General features: G+C 63.3%; 24 protein-coding genes. 16 read left to right on the top strand and 8 right to left on the bottom strand.

Annotation, left to right across the window (positions count from 1 at the left end):
* The first annotated feature begins 3 nt into the window (after positions 1–3).
* Positions 4–228, top strand: coding sequence for a GIY-YIG nuclease family protein (locus CCC_RS22725; RefSeq protein ID WP_322097117.1), 225 nt, complete (start codon positions 4–6; stop codon positions 226–228).
* A gap of 187 nt (positions 229–415) precedes the next feature.
* On the opposite strand, the gene CCC_RS04735 is transcribed toward CCC_RS22725, so the two are convergent.
* From CCC_RS04735 to CCC_RS04720, 4 genes are all read right to left on the bottom strand, one after another.
* Entirely contained in the window at positions 416–850 is a 435-nt protein-coding gene (locus CCC_RS04735) for a hypothetical protein (RefSeq protein ID WP_052472936.1), read from the bottom strand.
* Between the two features lie 68 nt (positions 851–918).
* A complete protein-coding gene (ruvX, locus tag CCC_RS04730; RefSeq protein ID WP_041040118.1) occupies positions 919–1,386 on the bottom strand; it encodes a Holliday junction resolvase RuvX in 468 nt (155 codons plus the stop codon).
* 29 nt (positions 1,387–1,415) lie between these two features.
* Positions 1,416–1,712 carry a N(2)-fixation sustaining protein CowN gene (gene cowN, locus CCC_RS04725; protein WP_009870114.1) on the bottom strand — a complete coding sequence of 99 codons (297 nt, stop codon included), beginning with the start codon at positions 1,710–1,712 and terminating at the stop codon, positions 1,416–1,418.
* A gap of 111 nt (positions 1,713–1,823) precedes the next feature.
* Positions 1,824–2,525: a LytTR family DNA-binding domain-containing protein gene (locus tag CCC_RS04720; RefSeq protein ID WP_052472935.1), complete on the bottom strand. Its 702-nt coding sequence runs from the start codon at positions 2,523–2,525 to the stop codon at positions 1,824–1,826.
* A 136-nt stretch (positions 2,526–2,661) separates the two neighbouring features.
* Here CCC_RS04720 and gatC point away from each other — a divergent pair, with 136 nt between their 5' ends.
* The 10 genes from gatC (at position 2,662) to CCC_RS22720 (ending at position 12,047) form a co-directional block, all read left to right on the top strand.
* A complete protein-coding gene (gene gatC / locus CCC_RS04715; RefSeq protein ID WP_009869044.1) occupies positions 2,662–2,949 on the top strand; it encodes an Asp-tRNA(Asn)/Glu-tRNA(Gln) amidotransferase subunit GatC in 288 nt (95 codons plus the stop codon).
* On the top strand, positions 2,949–4,421 hold the full coding sequence (gene gatA / locus CCC_RS04710) for an Asp-tRNA(Asn)/Glu-tRNA(Gln) amidotransferase subunit GatA (protein WP_009869043.1): 1,473 nt from the start codon (positions 2,949–2,951) through the stop codon (positions 4,419–4,421). The genes gatC and gatA overlap by 1 nt, the downstream gene beginning before the upstream one ends.
* A 1-nt stretch (position 4,422) precedes the next feature.
* The gene (gene gatB / locus CCC_RS04705; protein WP_009869042.1) at positions 4,423–5,880 is read left to right on the top strand and encodes an Asp-tRNA(Asn)/Glu-tRNA(Gln) amidotransferase subunit GatB; all 1,458 of its coding nucleotides are present in this window, start codon (positions 4,423–4,425) and stop codon (positions 5,878–5,880) included.
* 258 nt (positions 5,881–6,138) lie between these two features.
* The gene (nifB, locus tag CCC_RS04700; RefSeq protein WP_009869041.1) at positions 6,139–7,635 is read left to right on the top strand and encodes a nitrogenase cofactor biosynthesis protein NifB; all 1,497 of its coding nucleotides are present in this window, start codon (positions 6,139–6,141) and stop codon (positions 7,633–7,635) included.
* The gene (locus CCC_RS23015) at positions 7,565–7,945 is read left to right on the top strand and encodes a 4Fe-4S binding protein (RefSeq protein ID WP_407668820.1); all 381 of its coding nucleotides are present in this window, start codon (positions 7,565–7,567) and stop codon (positions 7,943–7,945) included. The genes nifB and CCC_RS23015 overlap by 71 nt, the downstream gene beginning before the upstream one ends.
* A 95-nt stretch (positions 7,946–8,040) precedes the next feature.
* Positions 8,041–8,322 (top strand): nitrogen fixation protein NifZ, encoded by a 282-nt coding sequence (locus CCC_RS04690; RefSeq protein ID WP_009869040.1) that lies wholly within the window; start codon positions 8,041–8,043, stop codon positions 8,320–8,322.
* Positions 8,319–8,534 (top strand): putative nitrogen fixation protein NifT, encoded by a 216-nt coding sequence (gene nifT / locus CCC_RS04685; RefSeq protein WP_009869039.1) that lies wholly within the window; start codon positions 8,319–8,321, stop codon positions 8,532–8,534. Before CCC_RS04690 ends, nifT begins: the two co-directional genes overlap by 4 nt.
* A 23-nt stretch (positions 8,535–8,557) precedes the next feature.
* On the top strand, positions 8,558–9,412 hold the full coding sequence (locus CCC_RS04680; RefSeq protein WP_041040114.1) for an SIR2 family NAD-dependent protein deacylase: 855 nt from the start codon (positions 8,558–8,560) through the stop codon (positions 9,410–9,412).
* Positions 9,413–9,444: 32 nt separating this feature from the next.
* Positions 9,445–9,828 carry a 2Fe-2S iron-sulfur cluster-binding protein gene (locus tag CCC_RS04675; RefSeq protein ID WP_009869037.1) on the top strand — a complete coding sequence of 128 codons (384 nt, stop codon included), beginning with the start codon at positions 9,445–9,447 and terminating at the stop codon, positions 9,826–9,828.
* A gap of 197 nt (positions 9,829–10,025) precedes the next feature.
* A complete protein-coding gene (locus CCC_RS22720; protein WP_152619695.1) occupies positions 10,026–12,047 on the top strand; it encodes a methyl-accepting chemotaxis protein in 2,022 nt (673 codons plus the stop codon).
* 75 nt (positions 12,048–12,122) lie between these two features.
* On the opposite strand, the gene CCC_RS04665 is transcribed toward CCC_RS22720, so the two are convergent.
* Genes CCC_RS04665 through CCC_RS04655 form a run of 3 tightly spaced genes read right to left on the bottom strand, consistent with a single transcriptional unit; the run spans position 12,123 to position 14,316 of the window.
* A complete protein-coding gene (locus CCC_RS04665) occupies positions 12,123–12,557 on the bottom strand; it encodes a thioredoxin domain-containing protein (RefSeq protein WP_041039949.1) in 435 nt (144 codons plus the stop codon).
* Positions 12,558–12,571: 14 nt separating this feature from the next.
* Positions 12,572–13,489: an ADP-ribosyl-[dinitrogen reductase] hydrolase gene (gene draG / locus CCC_RS04660; protein WP_041039947.1), complete on the bottom strand. Its 918-nt coding sequence runs from the start codon at positions 13,487–13,489 to the stop codon at positions 12,572–12,574.
* Between the two features lie 11 nt (positions 13,490–13,500).
* Positions 13,501–14,316, bottom strand: coding sequence for an NAD(+)--dinitrogen-reductase ADP-D-ribosyltransferase (locus CCC_RS04655; RefSeq protein WP_009869033.1), 816 nt, complete (start codon positions 14,314–14,316; stop codon positions 13,501–13,503).
* A gap of 310 nt (positions 14,317–14,626) precedes the next feature.
* On the opposite strand from CCC_RS04655, the gene nifH reads away from it, so the two are divergent.
* From nifH to nifK, 3 genes are all read left to right on the top strand, one after another.
* Positions 14,627–15,520: a nitrogenase iron protein gene (nifH, locus tag CCC_RS04650; protein WP_152619694.1), complete on the top strand. Its 894-nt coding sequence runs from the start codon at positions 14,627–14,629 to the stop codon at positions 15,518–15,520.
* Positions 15,521–15,616: 96 nt separating this feature from the next.
* Positions 15,617–17,074 (top strand): nitrogenase molybdenum-iron protein alpha chain, encoded by a 1,458-nt coding sequence (gene nifD, locus CCC_RS04645; protein WP_009869030.1) that lies wholly within the window; start codon positions 15,617–15,619, stop codon positions 17,072–17,074.
* Positions 17,075–17,169: 95 nt separating this feature from the next.
* Complete coding sequence (nifK, locus tag CCC_RS04640; RefSeq protein ID WP_009869029.1) at positions 17,170–18,705, top strand: nitrogenase molybdenum-iron protein subunit beta; 1,536 nt, start codon at positions 17,170–17,172, stop codon at positions 18,703–18,705.
* Between the two features lie 81 nt (positions 18,706–18,786).
* Here the strand turns inward: nifK and CCC_RS04635 are convergent, their stop codons facing one another.
* On the bottom strand, positions 18,787–19,257 hold the full coding sequence (locus tag CCC_RS04635) for a GNAT family N-acetyltransferase (RefSeq protein ID WP_009869028.1): 471 nt from the start codon (positions 19,255–19,257) through the stop codon (positions 18,787–18,789).
* Positions 19,258–19,390: 133 nt separating this feature from the next.
* Here CCC_RS04635 and nifE point away from each other — a divergent pair, with 133 nt between their 5' ends.
* Positions 19,391–20,773, top strand: a complete 1,383-nt coding sequence (gene nifE, locus CCC_RS04630; protein WP_009869027.1) for a nitrogenase iron-molybdenum cofactor biosynthesis protein NifE — start codon at positions 19,391–19,393, stop codon at positions 20,771–20,773.
* A complete protein-coding gene (nifN, locus tag CCC_RS04625) occupies positions 20,773–22,131 on the top strand; it encodes a nitrogenase iron-molybdenum cofactor biosynthesis protein NifN (RefSeq protein ID WP_009869026.1) in 1,359 nt (452 codons plus the stop codon). The genes nifE and nifN overlap by 1 nt, the downstream gene beginning before the upstream one ends.
* Positions 22,132–22,183 lie beyond the last annotated feature (52 nt).

The following is a 22,183-nucleotide window of genomic DNA, read 5'->3' as shown; positions in this document are numbered from 1 at the left end:
GCCTTGAGCCGGGACCCAGGAGTCGCAGTTCCATTGCGCCCAGCAGTCTACATCCTCGCCAGCCAACGGAATGGAACGCTCTATGTGGGCGTCACCAGCGATCCTGTGCAACGAATCTGGCAACATAAGAGCGGTGCTGTCGAAGGGTTTTCTCGGGACCACGCCGTCCACACCCTGGTCTATATCGAGTTCCACGAAACCATGGAATCCGCAATCGTGCGCGAATAACGGATCAAGCGCTGGCGACGGGACTGGAAATTGGCACTGATCGAACGGGACAATCCCATGTGGCACGATCTGTATGCGGATATGGTGCGATGAGCCCCCCTGGATCCCCGCCTGCGCGGGGATGACGATACTATTATTCTTGTTATCCCGACCTCGAGCCGGGCCCCGGGAGTCGCGAAAGCCGCCGCTAGTCCTTGCACACCGCCCGGCTCCCCTCGACGGTACAGGGCGCTTTGGTGCGATACGTGAGATCCAGACCATTGTCGTAGCTGCACACGACACGGGTCATGGGGCCGATGCGTACCGCGCCCATATGATGGAGCTTTGACGCCCGGATGGTCTCGGCGGGCAGCGAGCAATGCAGATAACCCTGAAACTCGCCCGCTTCCCACAAGGACACATCCTTGATCTTCTTATAGTGTTCCAGCGAAAGGCAGGACCCGTCCTCCTTGTCATAGAGGCGCTGATTGTCGCTGCAATAGCCGGTGAAACTGAATTTCAGCTCCTGCTCGCTGGCGCAATTGCCCACCTGCTGAGCGGTGGACAGGTCGGGACAGATCACCTCGGCGCCCGTCACGGGGAGCGCTATCAGGCACAGGGCAAAGGCAAGACGACGAATCATGGCAGATGTTCCCCCCATTGAACGGGAGGCATCCTAGCCGGGGCCGCGGCCCGGCGACCTGACATTGGTCAAGCGAAGCCGCTGCGGTTATCCAGCAACCCTTGCAGGATATAGGCGGCGGCCATCTTGTCCACCACCTCGGCCCGGCGTTTGCGCGATGAATCCGCCTCCAGCAAGGTGCGGGTCACGGCGGAGGTGGACAGGCGTTCGTCCCAATAGGCGATGGGCATGTCGCGCAGCCGGGCCAGATTGGCGGCAAACGAGCGCACCGACTGGCAACGCGGGCCTTCGAACCCGTCCATCTCCACCGGCAGGCCGAGGACCAGACCGCCCACATCCTGCTTATCGACAATGGCCAGCAGTTGTTCGGCATCCTTGGTGAACTTGGTGCGGCGGATGGTGTCGAATGGCGTGGCGATGGTGCGGCTGACGTCCGAAAGCGCCAGACCGATGGTCTTGGACCCCAGATCGAGGCCCAGCAAACGCTGGTCGCGGGAGAGAGAACCAAGGAGTTCGACGGGAGAGAGAATGGGCATGGACCGCACCATACCCTACTAAAGCAGGCTCAGCAGCACTCGTCTTCCAGCCGCCTGAGCGCCGCCAGCCCCAGTTCGTCCCCCGCTGCCTCGAACAATTCTTCGATGTAATAGGTGTTGGAACAGGCCAGGCAAAGCTCGTCCGCCTTGCGCGCCCCCACCTTGTCGGCCTCGGCCAGACGGATCAAAAAGCGGTCCCAGAAGCAGTTGGCGTGTTCGGGCAAGGCCACCAGGGCCACCACCCGCTCCAACACGATCTTGGCGTTGCCGTCGCAGTCGATCCCGGTAAAGCTGATATAGCGGTCGGCCTGAGTGGTCGCGGTCATGATGCCTCCTTGTGCGGGAGCACCATGGCGACGGGCGACACTGGCGGCAACCGGCCTTGCCCGAAGCGCGCAGGCTCTGCACGAACGGTCGAATGGACTGCATGAACAGTATTACACCGCGAGGCGCCGCCGCACCAGTTCCACCCGCGCCCTGGCCACCGGCACGCGGGGACGGCCGGGCGCGGCCATGACCAGCGCCCAATGCCCATCGCTGCGGTCAATGGCCTCGGCATGGACCAGATTGACGATATGGCGGCGGTGAACCTGAAGGAACACCGCGGGATCCAGGCGCTTCAGCAACTGGGCCAGGGAAAGGCGGCAGAAATGCGCCCCGTCGGCGGTATGGACGCGGGTGTAGTGCCCCTCGGCCTCCAGATGCACCACCGAGGCCACATCCAGCAGCGCCGGTCCGCTGCCCGAGCCCACCGGCAGCTTGACCAGACTATCGGCCGAGGCCGGGCCGGATTGGCCTTCCTTGAGGCTGAAGCCGTCCGGCAGATGGAAGATCAGGCACCAGCCGGGCCCATCGGCGCCCTCCACCGTGGTCACACGGGCCACCAGCGTGCCGAAGGGCAGCGTCATGGCCATACCCGCCGGTTCATCCGGCCGGGCACGGGCGGAATCCAGCAACCACTGAACCTTGGCCCGCGCCGATTCGGGATGCAGCGCCATGAGATCGGCTCCGATGATGGCTCCTCCCACCGGCTCCAACAGCCTGCGCGCCAGGGAATTGGAGGCGCTCACCCGCCCCTGGCTGTCCACCAGGACCACACCGACGGGGGCGCGTTGGAGGTGATAGGCGATGGAGGTCATGGGGCGGCAGGGCGTCGAATCAGCATGTATTCTTGATGCGCCCAGCGCTGGCAAAGATCAAGCCCGCACGGCTTGCACCGTCGTTGCCTGGATGCTAACGTCCGGCCACCCAGATTTACCGGAGTTTTGCAGGCCCATGTCGCTCGACAAAGCCACCGTCCGCGCCATCGCCGAATTGGCGCGCATCGAAGTCAAGGACGAGGAACTCGACCACCTCGCCGGCGAATTGTCCAACATCCTCCACTTCGTCGAGCAACTCTCCGAGGTGAACACCGATGGCGTCGCGCCCATGACCTCGGTGGCCGATATCACGGCGCCCATGCGGGCCGACGTGATCAATGACGGCGGCTACCCGGATCTGGTGCTGGCCAACGCGCCGGAAGCCGCCGAGGGCTTTTTCACCGTGCCGAAGGTGGTGGAATAATGACCAAGCTGACAGACCTCACCATGGCCGAGGCCCGCGACGGGCTGGCCAAGGGCGCGTTCACCGCCGTGGAGTTGACGAGCGCGCACATCAAGGCGACCGAGGCCCAGCGCCATCTCAACGCCTTCATCGTCGAGACCCCGGACCTAGCGCTCGATGCCGCCAAGGCGTCCGATGCGCGCCGTCAGGCGGGCACGGCTGGCTCCATGGACGGGCTGCCCATCGGCATCAAGGATCTGTTTTGCACCGAGGGTGTGCAGACCACGGCGGCCAGCCACATCCTGGAAGGCTTCAAGCCGCCTTATGAATCCACCGTCTCGGGCAAGCTGAAGGCCGCTGGCGCCGTTTCCTTGGGCAAGCTCAACCTCGACGAATTCGCCATGGGCTCGTCCAATCAGACCAGCTATTTCGGCGCGGTGGAAAATCCCTGGAAGAAGACGAGCGCCCCCAAGGCCAAGCTGGTTCCCGGCGGCTCCTCGGGCGGGTCGGCCGCTGCGGTCGCGGCGCGTATGGTGATGGCCGCGACGGGCACCGATACCGGCGGCTCCATCCGCCAGCCCGCCGCCTTCTGCGGCATCACCGGCATCAAGCCCACCTATGGCCGCTGCTCGCGCTTCGGCATCGTGGCCTTTGCCTCGTCGCTCGATCAGGCGGGTCCCATGGCGCGCACCGTGCGTGACTGCGCCATCATGCTGGGCGCCATGGCCGGACATGACCCCAAGGATTCCACCTCGGTCAACATGGCCGTGCCGGATTTCGAAAAGGCGCTGACCGGCGACATCCGGGGGCTCAAGGTGGGTATCCCCAAGGAATACCGCCCCGACGGCCTGTCGGACGAAGTGGCCAAGGTGTGGGAACTGGGCATCGAATGGATCAAGGCGGCGGGCGCCACTCCGGTGGAGATCAGCCTGCCCCACACCAAATATGCCCTTCCCACCTATTACATCATCGCGCCCGCCGAGTGCTCGTCCAATCTGGCCCGCTATGACGGCTTGCGCTTCGGCCTGCGGGTGCCGGGCAAGACGCTCGACGAGATGTACAAGAACACCCGCGCCGCCGGTTTCGGCGCGGAAGTGCGCCGCCGCATCCTGATCGGCACCTATGTGCTGTCGGCGGGCTATTACGACGCCTATTACGCCAAGGCCCAGAAGGTGCGCCGTCTGATCGCCGAGGATTTCCGCAAGGCCTTCGAGAGTGTCGACATCATCCTCACCCCCACCGCGCCCTCGGCGGCGTTCGGCCAGGGCGAGGGCACCGACGATCCCGTGACCATGTGGCTGAACGACGTCTTCACCATCCCCACCAGCATGGCCGGTCTGCCCGGCCTCAGCTTGCCCGCCGGTCTGTCCAAGGACGGGCTGCCGCTGGGCCTGCAGCTGATCGGGCGTCCCTTCGATGAAGAGACGGTGTTCCGCGTGGCGGGCGTGATGGAAACGGCCGCGAACTTTACCGCCAAGCCGGAGGGTATCTGACATGGCGTACATCATTCAGGGCGACACCGGCGATTGGGAGATCGTCATCGGTCTCGAGGTTCACGCCCAGGTCATCTCCAAGGCCAAGCTGTTTTCCGGCGCCGCTACCGAGTTCGGGGCCGAGCCCAACACCCAAGTCAGCTTCGTGGATGCGGGCTTTCCCGGCATGCTGCCGGTGATCAATGGCATTTGCGTCGAGCAGGCGGTGCGCACCGGGCTGGGCCTTAAAGCGCGCATCAACCTGACCAGCGTGTTCGCCCGCAAGAACTACTTCTACGCCGACCTGCCCCAGGGCTATCAGATCAGCCAGTACGACCAGCCCATCGTCGGCGAGGGCGAGCTGATCCTGGATCTGCCCGATGGCGGCACGCGCACCGTGGGCATCGAGCGCCTGCACCTGGAGCAGGACGCGGGCAAGTCCATCCACGACATGCACCCGGCCAAGTCGTTCATCGACTTGAACCGCTCGGGCGTGGCGCTGATGGAGATCGTCTCCAAGCCCGACCTGCGCAGCCCCGAAGAGGCCGGTCTCTATCTCACCAAGCTGCGCTCCATCCTGCGCTATCTGGAAACCTGCGACGGCAACATGCAGGAAGGTTCCATGCGCTGCGACGCCAATGTGTCGGTGCGGCCCGTAGGCTCCACCGAACTGCGCGACCGCTGCGAGATCAAGAACGTCAACTCCATCCGCTTCGTCCAGCAGGCCATCGAGTTCGAGGCAAGGCGCCATATCGACGTCTACGAGGCCGGTGGCACCATCAAGCAGGAAACCCGGCTGTTCGATTCGGTCAAGGGCGAGACGCGGTCCATGCGGTCCAAGGAGAACGCCCACGACTACCGCTATTTCCCCGATCCCGACCTGTTGCCCCTGGTGATCGAGCAGAGCTTCGTCGATGGCATCAAGGCCGGACTGCCCGAACTGCCCGACGAGAAGAAGGCCCGCTTCATGGCGGAATACGGCCTCAACGCCTATGACGCCGGTGTGCTGGTCGCCGAAAAGGCCTCGGCCGAGTTCTTCGAGACCGTGGCCAAGGGCCGCGACTCCAAGATGGCCTGCAACTGGGTGATGGGCGACTTCTTCGCCGCGCTCAACGCCACGGGCAAGACCATCGAGAACCCGCCCGTTTCGGCCGCCGATCTGGGCGCTCTCATCGACCTGATCAAGGACGGCACGCTGTCGGGCCGCCTCGCCAAGGACGTCTTCGCCCTGATGGTGGAAACCGGCAAGGCGCCCTCGGTCATCGTCGAGGAAAAGGGCATGAAGCAGGTTACCGATACCGGCGCCATCGAAGCGGCGGTGGATGCGGTGATCAGCGCCAATGCCGACAAGGTCGCCCAGGTCAAGGAGGGCAAGACCGCCCTGCTCGGCTGGTTCACCGGCCAGGTGATGAAGGCGACCCAGGGCAAGGCCAACCCGGCCATGGTCAACGAGATGCTGTCCAAGAAGATCCTGGGGTAGACCATCACTGTCGTCCCGAGCGAAGTCGAGGGATCTCCGCCTGGCATGACGACGCCAAGTCGGCATCGGCAGAGCAAACGGAGATCCCTCGGCTCACACCTCGGGATGACAATCACGGAACATTGTCGCATCCCCGCCCCTTTGTCGGGGATGCGACAAAGCCAAAACCCAAGCATTTCCGCCATTTTTCGCGATGCAGCACTTGGCATCGTCATTGCAAAGACCACCGGCATAGAACCCCTGACGAGGAGGCCGCCGGTGTCCAGCAACGTCATCTCTCTCTCCAGCATCGCCCGTGGGCCCATGGCCCCCGCCGCGAGCCCGGCCGCGCCCACCGGCGGCTGTTCGTCCAGCTCTTGCGGGTCCGACAAGGGCCAGGGCGACATGCCCGCGCATATCTGGGACAAGGTCAAGGACCACCCCTGTTACTCCGAGGAAGCCCACCACTACTTCGCCCGCATGCATGTGGCGGTGGCCCCGGCCTGTAACATCCAGTGCAATTACTGCAACCGGAAATACGACTGCGCCAACGAATCGCGCCCCGGCGTCACCAGCGAGAAGCTGACGCCCGAACAGGCGGCGCGCAAGGTGGCGGCGGTGGCGGTCAAGGTGCCGCAGCTTTCGGTCCTGGGCATCGCCGGTCCCGGTGATTCCATGTTCGACTGGAAGAAGACCTCGGCCACCTTCCGCGAAGTGTCCAAGCTGCTGCCCGACCTGAAATACTGCATCTCGACCAACGGTCTGGCCCTGCCCGACCATCTGGACGAACTGGCCGAACACAATATCGACCACGTCACCATCACCATCAACATGGTGGACCCCGAGATCGGCGCGCTGATCTATCCCTGGATCTACTTCAAGGGCAAGCGTTACACCGGTGTCGAGGCAGCCCGCATCCTGCACGAACGCCAGATGGAAGGCCTGGAAGGCCTGACCTCGCGCGGCATCCTCACCAAGATCAATTCGGTGATGATCCCCGGCATCAACGACCAGCACCTGATCGAGGTGAACAAGGAGATCAAGGCGCGCGGTGCTTTCCTGCACAACGTCATGCCGCTGATTTCCGACGCCGCCCACGGCACCGCTTTCGGCCTCAATGGTCAGCGCGGCCCCAAGCCCGCCGAACTGAAGGACCTTCAGGACAAGCTGGCTGGCGGCGCCAATCTGATGCGCCATTGCCGCCAATGCCGCGCCGATGCGGTGGGCATGCTGGGCGAGGATCTGTCCCAGGACTTCACCCTGGACAAGCTGCCGGAAGTGGCCGCCGCCTATGATCCCGCGCCCCGGCGCCTCTACCGCGAAGTGGTGGAGCGCGAGCGCGCCGACCGTGCCAAGGCCCTGGAAGGCGCCGAGGCCGAACTGGCCGAAGCCGTGGCCGAAGTGGAGGCTCCGGCCAAGCTGGTCGCCGTCTGCACCAAGGGTGGCGGACGCATCAACCAGCATTTCGGCCATGCCAAGGAATTCCAGATTTTCGAGGTGGACGCCAAGGGCGTGCGCTTCTCGGGCCACCGCAAGGCCGACAATTACTGCCAGGGCGGTTATGGCGACGACGACAAGCTGGATGTTGTCCTGGCCGCGCTGGAAGGCATCGACACGGTGTTCGTGGCCAAGATTGGCCGCTGCCCCAAGGACGACCTGAAAAAAGCCGGCATCGAAGCGGTGGATACCTACCCCTTCGACTACATTGAAACGGCGGTGGCCGGATGGTACGCCCAGCGCTTCGGTCAGGTGTCCGAAACCGCCGATATTGCTTAGAGGCGGAGAGCGCCAAACTGGCGCACTTTCGCGATCAGCCGCCATTGAGGCGGCGGCCAAGCGGCCGGAGGGCCGCGCCCGGCGAGGGGCAGAAAAAACTTGGAGAAGAGGAGAAAACATCATGGCTCTCAAGATCATCGCTTCCGAATGCACCACCTGCGGCGCCTGTGAGTTCGAGTGCCCCAACGCCGCCATCTCCATCAAGAACGACGTCTACACCATCAAGGCTTCGGGCTGCACCGAGTGTGACGGCGACGCCCCCAAGTGCCAGGCGGTGTGCCCGGTCGAGGGCTGCATCGTTCAGGGCTGACCCTTATTCCCTCGTCGTCCCGAAGGCGTCAGGCGCCCGATGGGACGACGAGAGTCGGGGGCACCGAGACTCTGCGGGACATAGAGGAGGTCGCCATGAACGACGGAACGCATTTCGAGTTGTGGGATCAACCCGCCTTTGAGCGCGGCGACAAGGTCATGGCGCTCAAGGACGTCCGTAATGACGGCACCTATCCGGGATCGCGGATCGGTGAGTTCCTGATCCGCAAGGGCGAATGGGGTTACGTCTCCCAGGTGGGGACCTATCTCAACCGCTTCTATGTCTACTCCGTGGACTTCGTGGAGGCCCGAATGCTGGTCGGCATGCGGGCCCACGAACTGAAGCTGCTTGAGGAAAACGAGAGGAAGGCGTCATGAAGGTCATGCTGCGCAAGGTCGGCGAAAAGTACGAGATCTACGTGCCTAAGAAGGATCTCGAGGAACTGGTCGTCGAATCCGAAAAGGAAGGCATCTGGGGCGGCACCATCAAGATCGCCAATGGCTGGACCTTCGCCATGCCCGACATGCCGCCCGATACCAAGCTGCCCATCACCGTCGATGCGAGAAAGCTTTCCGGCGGCGACGACTGAGCTTCATGCAGGAGGACGCGGCCATGCTCGACTCCCCACTTTCGCTGCTCGCCGGTGTCGGCGCGGAGATTGCCGCGGGCAATCTCATCCCCTTTCTGGGGCCTGACGTGCTGACCATCGAGGCGGAGCCGCCCGTGCCGGTGGGGGCTCGGACCCTGTCCCTGGCGCTGGCGTCCAAGGTGGGCGTGCCTGGGCGCATCAAGAACAATCTCTGGCATTCCGCCCAGTATATCGAGACCCACAAGCACCGGGTCACCCTGGACAAGCTGATGGCCGCGTTCTTTCAGCCCATCCCGGAACCCAATGCGCTTCACCGCTGGCTGGCGGGACTGCCCAAGCTGCCCATGGTGGTCGACACTTGGTATGACGGCGCCATGAAGGCCGCCTTCGAGGCCGTCGGGCGCGAAAGCTGGGGCATCGTCCAGGGCTGCTCCAAAGCCCGGCGCCTGGATGGCGGCGTCTGGTTCCGTGCCGTCTCTCCCGACGGCGCCATCGTCGCCGAGGATGTGGCCGAGAGCTGGCGCACCGTCCTGTACAAGCCCCATGGCGCGGCCCAGCCCACCGGCGATGTGCTGGTGTCGGATTCCGACTATGTGGAGGTGCTGACCGATATCGATATCGGCACCCCCATTCCCCAACTGGTCAAGGATCGCCGGTCCAACCGCGGCTTCGTCTTCCTGGGCTGCCGCTTCTATGACCAGATTTTGCGCACCTTTGCCCGCCAGATTTCCAAACGCTGCGGCGGACCGCGCTATGCCGTGGTCCCCGAAGAGCTGACCCGTAACGAGCTCAAGTTCCTGGAAGTCGAGGGCATCACCCCCATCACCATGCCGCTGGCCGAGGCCGTCGCCCTGATGACCGCCGCCAAGACGGCTTAATAGCCGCCACCCACCCTTGGAGAGGATGAAATATGGCCAATGTGACCTTCAGCGCGCCGACCTTGGAAAAGGACGTCACCGTTTATGCGGTGGCCGGCGACAACAAAACCCTGCTGGGCGTGGCCAAGCAGAACAATATCGCCATTCCCTGCCAGTGCCAGGACGGCGAATGCGGCTCGTGCCTGATCAAGGTGACCATCCTTGACGATCGCGCGCCCCACGGCATCCACCTGACCGACAAGGAAAAGCTGACGCTCTCCGTCAACGGCAAGATGACCAAGGCCCAGTTGGACAATACCGAGACCAATGACATGCCCCCGCCCTACCGGCTGGCCTGTCAGTACATCGTCCGCGACGAGAATATCCTTGTGGAATTCTCGGGCGAGCCGGGCGTGGAGATCGATCTGCGGCGATAGGTGGCGGAAGCCTGCAGATCGAGAAGGGGCGTCCCCGGCGGGGCGCCCCTTCATTATTTTGCGCTATTGATCAAAATATCAAAAAAGATTCAAATTTTTACATCTTCAAACGATGAATATCCTGGTACACACTACGCTCGCAACACACATACCTATGACCTTATCTCCTATGGTTTACGATTAAGGCGCGACTCCCCATGGCTTTTCAACAATTCCTCTCCCGCTTCACCGTCAAGGCCCGTATCTTTTTGGGCTTTGGCCTTGTTCTGGCCCTATTGGCCGTGGTTGCCATCATCGGAGCCAGCGGGCTGAGTACCGGAACCGATCAGGTGGTAAAGTACGCCAAGGTCGGCGACAACGCCGTCCGGGTGGCGGTCATGGTCGGCACCTTCAATGAGGCCAGGCGCAACGCCCGTGTCTATTCGGAAACGGGCGAGGCGGTCTACGCGACCAAGGCGCGGGAGCTGTTCGATAATATCCGCAAGACCTTGCCCCAAGCCATCGCCGAAACCATCGACCCCACCCGTCTGGAGAACCTGAAGAAGATCGGGGCCCAGTTGGAGGGGTATTCTGCCAATTTCGAGAAGGTCGTCGAGACCTATACCCTGCGCGACAAACTGGCCAACCAGCAACTGGCCGGAATGGGCAGGAAGGCCACGGAGGATCTGGCCAGCATTGCCCATTCCGCCATGGCCGATGGCGATTTCGAGGCCGCCGCCATTACCGGACAGGTGGAGCAGGCCTTGATGGCGACCCGCCTTCAGGTGGCGCGCTTCCTGATGCAGCCCAGCGACAAGGGCGCCCAGGACGTCAAGGCGCAACTGGATCGATTCATGACCGCCATGCATCCGCTGGAGGACCGCCTTCGCAACCCCACCCGCAAGCGCCTGGCCAAGGAAACCTCGGAACTGGCCCTGACATACAAGGAGACTTTTGGTCAGGTCATCGCCGCCACCCTGGCCCTCGATAATCTAATCAACAACGTCATGCGCGACGAAGCCCGCGACATCGCCAAGCTGGCCGAGGACACCCGCAATTCCCAGATGGCCGCCCTTGATGCCATGGAGGCCGATACCGTCGGCAGCCTGAAAGGCGCCACCATCAGCGGCCTGATCCTGTCCTGTACCGCCTTTGCCGTCGGATTGGTGCTGGCCTTTCTGATAGCCGGAAGCATCGTCAAGCCGGTCCAGGCCATGACCGACACCATGTCCCAACTGGCCGCTGGCAATAAGAGCGTCGCCATTCCCGCAACCGAGAACAAGGACGAGATCGGCGAAATGGCCCGCGCCGTCCAGGTCTTCAAGGACGGCCTCATCCGCGCCGAACAACTGGAAGCCGAAGCCCGCGCCGAGCAGGAGCGCGAAGTAGGCCGCGGCCGCAAACGCGAACTGCTGACCGCCGATTTCGACGTGATGATCCGCCGCGTGATCACCAAAGTGGATACGACGGTGCAAAGCGTGCACTCCACCTCCACCAGCCTGCACGCCGCCGCCGAGCAGACCTCGCGCCAGAGTGCGGCGGTGGCGGCCGCCGCCGAGGAGGCCACCGCCAACATCCAGACCGTGGCCAGTGCCGCCGAGGAACTGGGCGCCTCCACCCACGAGATCAGCCGCCGGGTGCAAGACACCACCCGCATCACTCAGGAAGCGGTGGACGGCGTGCACACCGCCGATTCCACCGTCGAAGGCCTGTCCGCCGCCGCCGTCAAGATCGGTGAGATCGTCAGCCTGATCAACGACATCGCCTCCCAGACCAATCTCTTGGCGCTGAACGCCACAATCGAGGCGGCCCGGGCGGGCGAGGCGGGCAAGGGCTTTGCCGTGGTGGCCAACGAGGTCAAGCATCTGGCCACCCAGACCGCCAAGGCCACCAGCGAGATCGCCGAGCAGATCAGCGGCATCCAGGCCACCACTCAAAGCGCGGTGAACGCCATCAAGACGGTGGGCACCGCCATCGGGCGCGTGGACGAAGTGGTGTCATCCATCGCCGCGGCGGTGGAAGAGCAGAATGCCGCCACCCAGGAAATCGTCCGCAACGTGCAGGAAGCCGCCAACGGCAATCACGAAGTGACCAGCAATATCTCGGAAGTGTCATCGGCCGCCCATTTGACCGGCGAGATGGCCTCGAACATGTACAAGGTGGCCGAGGAATTGGAAGAAGCTGGCACCAGCCTGGGCAAGCATGTGGACACCTTCCTCAACAGCGTCAAGGCGGTGTAGTCGCCAATAGGGACAAGAAAGGGCGGGACACAGGTCCCGCCCTTTTCATTTGAAAGCGCCGCGCCCCGGCTTGGGTCAATGCTGGCCGGAATGATGCCCCGGCACCGAGCAGATTCCATCGCTTCGCGGGCAGGTCTCGGTCAGGGGTTCCGGCGCCGGGGCCAGACCCAGCCAGTCATTCACCAGCGTCTCGTCGAATCCCGCCATCCGGCGGCCGCCGCTTTCCATCAAGGGGCGACGGATCAGCAGCGGGTCCAGGCACATCTCGGCCAAGGCCTCCTCGGCGCCCACGGTCTCGGGCACCACGGCGCCCGACTTGACCCTGGGGGCGGCCCGGTTGAACCACTGCGCCACGGGCAATCCCTCGAAGAACGGCCGCAGGGTTTCCGGGCTCCAACCCTGGGCGCGGATATCAAGCGCCACCACGTCATGTCCGGATTTGGACAATAGCTGCTTTTGACGGGTGTTGTTCATGCAGCCCGGCTTTTCGTAGAAAACGATCAACGCCATCGCCTGGCCCTCCTTCACTTCAGCTTGTCCGCCAGGGCCAGCAGCGCCGGGACCTGGGTGCGGATTTCGTCCGTCACCGTCTTGTCCAGCTTGCCCAGCCAGGCGGAGGGAATTTCGCGCACACCATAGGTGGCTCCGGCCAGCATGCCCGCGATGGCGCCGGTCGTATCGGCATCGCCGCCCTGGTTCACCACCTCGATCAGGCAGTTACGGAAGGAATCCGTGAGGAAATAGAAATGCAGCACCGTCTGCATGGTATCGACGATATAGGCGGTGGATTGGCCCCGGAAGGTCTCGAATTTGAAGCATTTATGCTTCTCCACCAGGGCGTTGGCCTCGTCGCGGGCCGCCTTCATGCCTTGACCCAGCAGCAGCGACTGGGTCATGCGACCCAGGGCCAGGGTGGCATCGTCCGAGAGTGGGTGATTGTGGGTAATGTGGCTTTGAGCCACGGTCCACTCCTCCATCAGATCGGGATGGTTGAGGGTGGCGATGGCGGTGGCCAGATTGCGCATGGCCGCGCCATTTCCGGCATCGCCCTCGCAATAACCACCGTCCAAAGTGCCGTTGGTGATGAAGCGGCGGATGCCCCGGCGGCAGGTGTTGCCAACATCCACCGGCCCGGTCTTCAGCCAGGCGGCGAATTCCTCGCAGACATTGGTGAGGTCGAGGCCGCCCTTGGCAATCAGGGAGCGGCCCAGGCACAGGCTCATTTCCGTGTCATCGGTCACCTGCCCCGGCGCCAGATGGAGCCAGCCACCGCCGATCATCTTGCGGTGCAGGCCGTATTTCTCGCGGATCTCGCCCTTGGTGAGAAACTCCACCGTGGCTCCCAGGGCGTCGCCCACGGCGAAACCCAGATAGGCGCCCAAGGCGCGCTCCTCAAGGCTGGGGCCGGATGTGGGGGAACGGTCGAGAAACGGTAATCGCATGGGAAATCCAATCAGAAGTAAGACGCGGTGACCCGGTAATCGCCACCGATCACCAGATATTCGCCCTCTCCCTTAAGGGGATGAACGGGCAGCAGCGTATTGAAGAACAGCACCTTCACCACCGGCACATGGGCCGTCAGAATGGTGTCGCCGAAACAATCGGCGACCTCGCGGTCCGACGAGAACGACGCCAGGTTGTTGAGGCGCATGATCACGGTCTTGCGGTCGAGCCGTTCGACGACCTGATGTTCGTCGAAGGAGTTGATGCCGCGATAGAGCGTCAGATGGGTCTTGCCGGGGGCGGCATGGCGGGCCAGACCCCACTGGCAGAACTCATAGAGCATGTCCAGCTGACAGTAGATGGAGTTGTTGTGGAAACGCGACGACATCTTCTCGTCCACATAGGTCGCCCAGCCCTGGGTCGAGAAGCGGGTGATCATCTCCTTATGAAAGGTGGGAAACAGCCCGAAGCGGCTTTCCACCCAACCTTTCAGAACGGCGCCCTCGGGGGCGTTGGAATCATAGCCCCAGCCTTTCAGAAGCCGCAGAAAGCTCGACCGGTAGCGTCGGCGCGTGCCCTGGAGCTCCTCCTGCTGCTCGGGATCGATGCCGAACATGGCCATCATGTACTTATAAAAGGCATCGCCCGCATCCATCAGGCCGTCGGACTGCCCCAGCATCTCGAACAACTGCTTGTTCATCTCGCGGACACCCGAGATGTGAAGCTCGCGCGGGTCCTCGTTAAAGGCGGCGGATCCCAGCAGATTGGTGGACAATCCGACCAGATTGGTGCTGTGGCCGATGCTATGCGCGCGCGCGTCGTTCATGTGTCGACTCGAGTCCCCTCAGTTCAGCACGATCTTATGCAAGACTCATACCCATCGGCACGAACCCGACAGAAGGTCCAAAAACCCTGATCCTGTTGGGGTTGCAACACTGCCTGGATGGTTTGTCGGATTCCGCACAGACGCCCAAAAAGCGGGCACACCTCCGACACACCGTGGCAGCGCATTGTTTTTATTGATTTATTTTTTGTCGCTGCGGCGCACACCAAACTGGCACGCCCATTGCGATGAGGAGGCCGTGGCGGTGGCCCAGTCCTCGCCGAGCAAATTTTGAAGGCCAACCTGAAAGGAAATTCCCATGGTTCGTCAGATCGCTTTCTACGGCAAGGGCGGTATCGGTAAGTCCACCACCTCGCAGAATACCCTGGCCGCTCTCGTCGAGATGGGTCAGAAGATCCTCATCGTCGGCTGCGACCCCAAGGCCGACTCCACCCGTCTGATCCTCAACACCAAGCTGCAGGACACCGTGCTGCATCTGGCCGCCAAGGCCGGTTCGGTGGAAGACCTCGAGCTCGAAGACGTGATGAAGATCGGCTACAAGGGCATCAAGTGCACCGAGTCCGGTGGTCCCGAGCCGGGCGTCGGCTGCGCCGGCCGTGGCGTGATCACCGCCATCAACTTCCTGGAAGAGAACGGCGCCTATGACGACGTGGACTACGTGTCCTACGACGTGCTGGGCGACGTGGTCTGCGGCGGCTTCGCCATGCCGATCCGCGAGAACAAGGCTCAGGAAATCTACATCGTCATGTCCGGCGAGATGATGGCTCTGTTCGCCGCCAACAACATCGCCAAGGGCATTCTGAAGTATGCCGGTTCGGGCGGCGTCCGCCTCGGCGGCCTGATCTGCAACGAGCGTCAGACCGACCGCGAGCTGGAGCTGGCCGAAGCCCTGGCCGCCAAGCTGAACACCCAGATGATCCACTTCGTGCCGCGTGACAACGGCGTGCAGCACGCTGAGCTGCGTCGCCAGACCGTCATCCAGTACGCCCCCGACTCCAAGCAGGCCGGCGAGTACCGCGAACTGGCCACCAAGATCCATAACAATGGCGGCAAGGGCACCATCCCGACCCCCATCACCATGGAAGAGCTGGAAGACATGCTGCTCGAGTTCGGCATCATGAAGTCCGACGAGCAGGCCCTGGCCGAGCTCGAGGCCAAGGAAAAGACCCTCTGCAGCGCCGGTTGATCGGCATCAGCGCCTAACCTGTCCCCCGCCGCCCCGGTTTTTCCGGGTCGGCGGATGGGGCGGGCAAAGTGGAAGCTCTAGAGAAGGAGAAGGGGCATGAGCCTCGATTACACCAACGACACCGCCGCCAACGAGGCGCTGATCAAGGAAGTCCTCGATCAGTACCCGGAAAAGTCGGCCAAGAAGCGCGCCCGCCACCTCGGCACCGTCAAGACCGAAGAGAACGGCACCCCGACCTGCGGCGTGAAGTCCAACATCAAGTCGGTTCCCGGCGTCATGACCGTTCGCGGTTGCGCCTATGCCGGTGCCAAGGGCGTGGTGTGGGGTCCGGTCAAGGACATGGTCCACATCTCCCACGGTCCCATCGGCTGCGGCCAGTATTCCTGGTCCCAGCGCCGCAACTACTTCACCGGCACCGTTGGCATCGACAGCTTCGTCACCATGCAGGTGACCTCCGATTTCCAGGAACGCGACATCGTTTTCGGCGGTGACAAGAACCTCGAAATCATGATCGACGAGCTGGACGAGCTGTTCCCGCTGAACAACGGCATCTCGGTGCTGTCCGAGTGCCCGATCGGCCTGATCGGCGACGATATTGAAGCCGTCGCCAAGAAGAAGGCCAAGGACATCGGCAAGAAGGTCGTTCCGGTCCGCTGCGAAGGCTTCCGTGGCGTGTCCCAGTCGCTGGGCCACCACATCGCCAACGACGCCATCCGGGATTGGGTCTTCGAGAAGGGCACCGAGGAAGAGTGGGCCACCGGCCCCTACGACGTGAACCTGATCGCCGACTACAATATCGGCGGCGATGCCTGGCCGAGCCGCAAGCTCCTGGAAGAGATCGGCCTTCGGGTCATCGGTTCCTGGTCCGGCGACGCCACCCTGGCCGAGATCGAGCGCGCCCCCAAGGCCAAGCTGAACCTCATCCACTGCTACCGGTCGATGAACTACATCTGCCGTCACATGGAAGAGAAGTACGGCATGCCCTGGATCGAATACAACTTCTTCGGTCCGACCCAGATCGCCGCTTCGCTCCGCAAGATCGCCGCCGCCTTCGACGAGACCATCCAGAAGAAGGCCGAAGAGGTCATCGCCAAGTACCAGCCCCTGGTGGATGCGGTCACCGCCCGCTTCAAGCCGCGGCTGGATGGCAAGACGGTCATGCTGTATGTCGGCGGCCTGCGCCCCCGTCACACCGCCACCGCCTATGAAGACCTGGGCATGAAGATCGTGGGCTCGGGCTACGAGTTCGCTCACAACGACGACTATCAGCGCACCGCCACCTACCTCAAGGAAGGCACGCTGATTTATGACGATGTCAGCGAGTTCGAGTTGGAGAAGTTCATCGAGCAGCTCCGTCCCGACCTGGTCGGTTCGGGCATCAAGGAGAAGTACTCGACCCAGAAGATGGGCGTGCCCTTCCGCCAGATGCACTCGTGGGACTACTCGGGCCCCTATCACGGCTATGACGGCTTCGCCATCTTCGCGCGAGACATGGACATGGCCATCAACGCCCCGGTGTGGGGCAAGCTCAAGGCCCCGTGGAAGGCCGCTTAAAGCCTCCCCACGGACCCTGATCTGGTTTTAGGAAATCCCCTCCCCGCGTGTCGCCCAATATCCGGGGGCGCGGGGAGGAATAAGGAGATACTGCCATGCCGCAGAGCGCTGAAAACATCAAGGACCACATTTCCCTGTTCTCCGAGCCCGAGTACAAGGAATTGCTGGCCCAGAAGAAGGCCAATTACGAGTGCCGCCCGTCCGACGAAAAGGTCAACGAGCAGCTCGAATACTCCAAGAGCTGGGAGTATCGCGAGAAGAACTTCGCCCGTAAGCAGGCCGTCATCAACCCGCACAAGGCCTGTCAGCCGCTCGGTGCCGTGTTCGCCGCCGCCGGTTTCGAAGAGACCCTGCCCTACGTGCATGGTTCCCAGGGCTGCGCCGCTTATTTCCGCTCGCACCTCGCCCGTCACTTCAAGGAAGCCTCGGCCTGCGTGTCCGACTCCATGACCGAAGACGCGGCCGTGTTCGGCGGCTTGAACAACCTTGTCGAGGGCCTGCTCAACGCCAAGCACCTCTACAAGCCCAAGATGATCGCCGTCTCCACCACCTGCATGGCGGAAGTCATCGGTGACGATCTCTCGGCCTTCATCGCCACCGCCAAGGAAAAGGAAGCGGTTCCCACCGATTTCCCCGTTCCCTTCGCCCACACGCCCTCTTTCGTCGGCAGCCATGTGGTCGGCTACGACAACATGATCAAGGGCATCTTCAATTACTTCTGGGACCGCGAGAAGGGTGAGGTCAAGCCGGGCAAGTCCAACGGCAAGATCAACATCATCCCCGGCTTCGACGGTTACGCGGTCGCCAACAACCGCGAACTGAAGCGCTACCTGGATACCATGGGTGTCGATTACACCCTGGTCGGCGACGTCTCGGAGGTGTTCGACACCCCCACCGACGGCACCTTCCGCATGTATGACGGCGGCACCAAGCTTGATGACGTCCGTGACGCCATCAACGCCAAGGCCACCATCGGCCTGCAGCACTACTGCTCGGACAAGACCCTGGAATACGTCGCGTCCAAGGGTCAGGCGACCGCCTCCCTGAACTACCCCATGGGTGTTTCGGGCACCGACGCCATGCTGATGAAGATCTCCGAGCTTTCGGGCAAGGCGATCCCCGAGGCCATCGAGAAGGAACGCGGCCGTCTGGTCGACGCCATCGCCGACAGCCAGGGCTGGACCCATGGCAAGAAGGCCGCCGTGTTCGGCGATCCCGACTTCGTCCTGTCCATGGCTTCCTTCCTGCTGGAACTGGGCATCGAACCCACTCACTGCCTGTGCACCAATGCCGGCAAGGAATGGGAAGCTCAGATGAAGGCTCTCCTGGCCGCGTCGCCCTTCGGCGCCGATTGCCAGGTGTGGGCGGGCAAGGACCTCTGGCACCTGCGCTCCCTGCTCTTCACCGAGCCGACCGACATGATCATCGGCAGCTCCTACGGCAAGTATCTGGAGAAGGACACCGGCATTCCGCTGATCCGTCTGACCTTCCCCGTGTTCGACCGTCACCACCACCACCGCTTCCCCACCATGGGTTACCAGGGTGCGCTGCGGACCCTGGTCGAGATCCTGGACCGGATCTTCGAGGTGGCCGACGCTTCGAGCGACATTTCCTACGACCTCACGCGTTAATCTCCCAACCCTTCCAATAACGCGTGAGACGCCCCGGAGAGGAACCCGCCCTCTCCGGGGCTCTTACTTTGTGAATAGCCGTCAGCGCCGATAGGGCAGCCAGTCGGTCAGGGCCTTGAACCCCTGACGCTCATAGAATTTCCGCCCCTCGGCATTCCAGGCCACCACATTCACATCCATGCGGCAGCAGCCCTGTTCGGCGGCCAGGGCGGCGGCGGCGGACAACAGGGCCGATCCGGCTCCGGTTCCCCGCGCCTCTTCCTCCACATAAAGGTCGTGCACCACCAGGGTGGGCGCGCCGCGCCAACTGGAATAGGCGAGATAGGTCACCACCAGCCCCCGAACGCGCCCATCCAGTTCGGCCAGCAAGGCCTCGAACCGCCGCTCTGGCCCAAAGCCGTCCCGACGGAGGATCTCCTCGGTGGTGGCGATGCCATCGGGCTCGCCCTCGAATGCCGCCAGCAGGCGAAGCAGGCGCAGGATATCGCCACTGTCTTCCGGCCGGGCCGGTCTTACGCAAACACTCATGACGGCTCCCCATTTGGCCGACATCGTCGGATTTCCTCTTGTCGCATCCCCGACAATCGCCGCCCAGCAAAAAACGTCACCCGTGAATTTCCGCCATTTTTCATGATGGCACGGCCCTTGCGTGTCAGGACCCGAACCGCTTTACGCGAGGTCCGCCATGCTGAAGGCCAAGATCGCCGAACTGATGCACGAGCCCGGATGCGCCACCAACCAGGCGAAGTCCGAGGGCGAGCGCAAGAAGGGCTGCGGCAAGTCGCTCACCCCTGGTGCCGCCGCCGGTGGTTGCGCCTTTGACGGCGCTAAGATCGCGCTCCAGCCCATCACCGACGTGGTCCACCTCGTCCACGGCCCCATCGCCTGCGAGGGCAATTCCTGGGACGGGCGCAATTCCTGGAGCAGCGGATCGGACCTCTACCGCAAGGGCTTCACCACCGATCTCACCAATCTGGACATCATCGCCGGTGGTGAGAAGAAGCTCTACAAGGCCATCAAGCAGGCCATCGCCAAGCATAACCCGCCCGCCGTCTTCGTCTATCAGACCTGCGTGGGCTCGCTGATCGGCGACGATGTGGACGCGGTGTGCCGCGCCGCCACCGAGCGTCTGGGCACTCCCGTCATCCCCGTGAACTCCCCCGGCTTCGTCGGCTCCAAGAATCTCGGCAACCGCCTAGGCGGCGAGGCCTTGTTCGAGCATGTCATCGGCACGGTCGAGCCCGACGATGCCGGTCCCTGCGACATCAACATCCTGGGCGAATACAATGTGGCGGGCGAGTTGGACCAGTTCCGCCCCCTGCTGGCCAGGCTCGGCATCCGGCTGCGCGCCTCCATCACCGGCGACGCCCGCTACCGCGAAGTGGCGGCCTGCCATACGGCGCGCGCCAATATGGTGCTGTGTTCCCAGGCCCTGGTCACCCTGGCCCGCAAGATGAAGGAGAAGTGGGGGATCCCCTACTTCGAAGGCTCGTTCTACGGCATCTCCGACACTTCGGACGCGCTCAGGAATATCGCCCGCATGCTGATCGAGCGCGGTGCCGACCCCTCGCTATCCGACCGCACCGAGGCCTTGATCGCCGAGGAAGAGGCCAAGGCCTGGGCCCGGCTTGAGCCCTACAAGGCCCGTCTGGCGGGCCGCAAGGTCCTGCTCTATACCGGCGGCGTCAAAAGCTGGTCGGTGATCCAGGCCCTGCAGGAAGTGGGCATGGAAGTGGTGGGATCCTCGGTGCGCAAGGCCACCGAGGCCGACAAGTCCAAGGCCCTGGAACGCCTGGGCGGCGACGAGGAGAAGCTGGCCGACGCCATCACGCCCCGCGATATGTACGCCATGTTCAAGGATGGCAAGGCCGACATGATGCTGTCGGGCGGGCGGTCGCAATTCGTGGCGCTCAAGGCCCGCACGCCTTGGATCGACATCAATCAGGAACGCCACCACGGCTATGCCGCCTATGACGGCATGGTGGCCCTGGTGCGCGAGATCGATCTTTCCATCAACAGCCCCATATGGGCGCAGGTCCGCGCCCCCGCCCCCTGGGAGAATTCGTGATGGCCCTTATCGTCGATCATAACAAGGCGCTGTCCACCTCGCCGCTGAAGGTCAGCGCTCCCTTGGGAGCCGCCCTGGCCTTCATGGGCATGAAGGGCTGCCTGCCCATGTTCCACGGCTCGCAAGGGTGCACCGCCTTCGCCCTGGTGATGATGGTGCGCCACTTCCGCGAGGCCATCCCGCTGCAGACCACCGCCATGAACGAGATCAGCACCATCCTGGGTGGCATGGATCAGGTGGAGGAAGGCCTCCTCAACATCGCCAAGCGCGCCAAGCCCGAAATCATCGGCCTGATCTCCACCGCGCTGACCGAGACCCGGGGCGAGGACATGGCGGGCGACGTCAAGGTCATCCGGGCGCGCAACAAGGAACTGGCCGATATCGCCGTGGTCGACGTCTCGGCGCCCGACTTCTCGGGCTCGCTGGAGACCGGCTGGGGCAAGGCGGTCACCGCCATCATCAAGAGCCTGGCCAAGCCCTCGGGCAATCACGCCAAGCTGGACCGGGTCAATCTGCTGCCGGGCGCCCATCTCACCCCCGGCGACGTGGAAGCCTTGAAGGACATCGTCGCCGATTTCGGCATGGAAGCCATGGTCCTACCCGACCTGTCGGACTCGCTGGATGGCCATGTGCCTGATTCCTATACCCCCACCACGCTCGGCGGCACCGCCGTGGCCAGCGTGCGCGAAATGGGACGGGCGCGGCTGACCATCGCCATCGGCGAACACATGCGCATCGCCGCCAAGACCGCCGAAAACATCACCGGGGTTCCTTCCGTGGTTCTCGACCGGGTGACCGGCCTGGAGGCGGTGGACCGCCTGATGGTCAGCCTGTCCACCGTGGCCGGTGTTCCGGTTCCCGCCCGCCAGCGCCGGGCGCGCTCGCAGCTGGTCGATGCCATGCTGGACGGTCACTTCTATTTCGGCGGTCGCTCGGTGGCCATCGCGGCCGAACCCGCCTTGCTGTGGAGCATGGGCAAGCTGGTCAGTGATATGGGCGCGACAATCGCGGCGGCCGTCACCACCCAGCCCGTACCCATGCTGGCCGAGTTGAAGGCCGAGCGGGTGATCGTCGGCGATTTCGAGGACCTGGAAGACCAGATCCTGGAAGCTGGCGGCGCCGACCTTATCATCGCCAATTCCAACGGCCGTCAGGTTGCGGCCCATCATGGCATTCCGCTGTTCCGTGCCGGGTTCCCGGTGTTCGACCGCCTGGGCGCCGCCCACCTGACCAGCGCAGGCTATCGGGGCACCCGCGATCTGATCACCCAGTTGGGCAACATTCTGATGGAGCGTCCCGGACACGCCCACCAGCAGTCGGAGCACGCCCATGGTCACCAGAGTGCTGCGGCTGGTTGATCCCGCCGCGCCCCCGTCCCAGGGATCAAGACCGAAGATCAAAGGAGGTCAC

This window comes from Paramagnetospirillum magnetotacticum MS-1 (assembly GCF_000829825.1).
Taxonomy (GTDB): domain Bacteria; phylum Pseudomonadota; class Alphaproteobacteria; order Rhodospirillales; family Magnetospirillaceae; genus Phaeospirillum; species Phaeospirillum magnetotacticum.
This window is presented reverse-complemented; position numbering and strand designations above follow the sequence as displayed.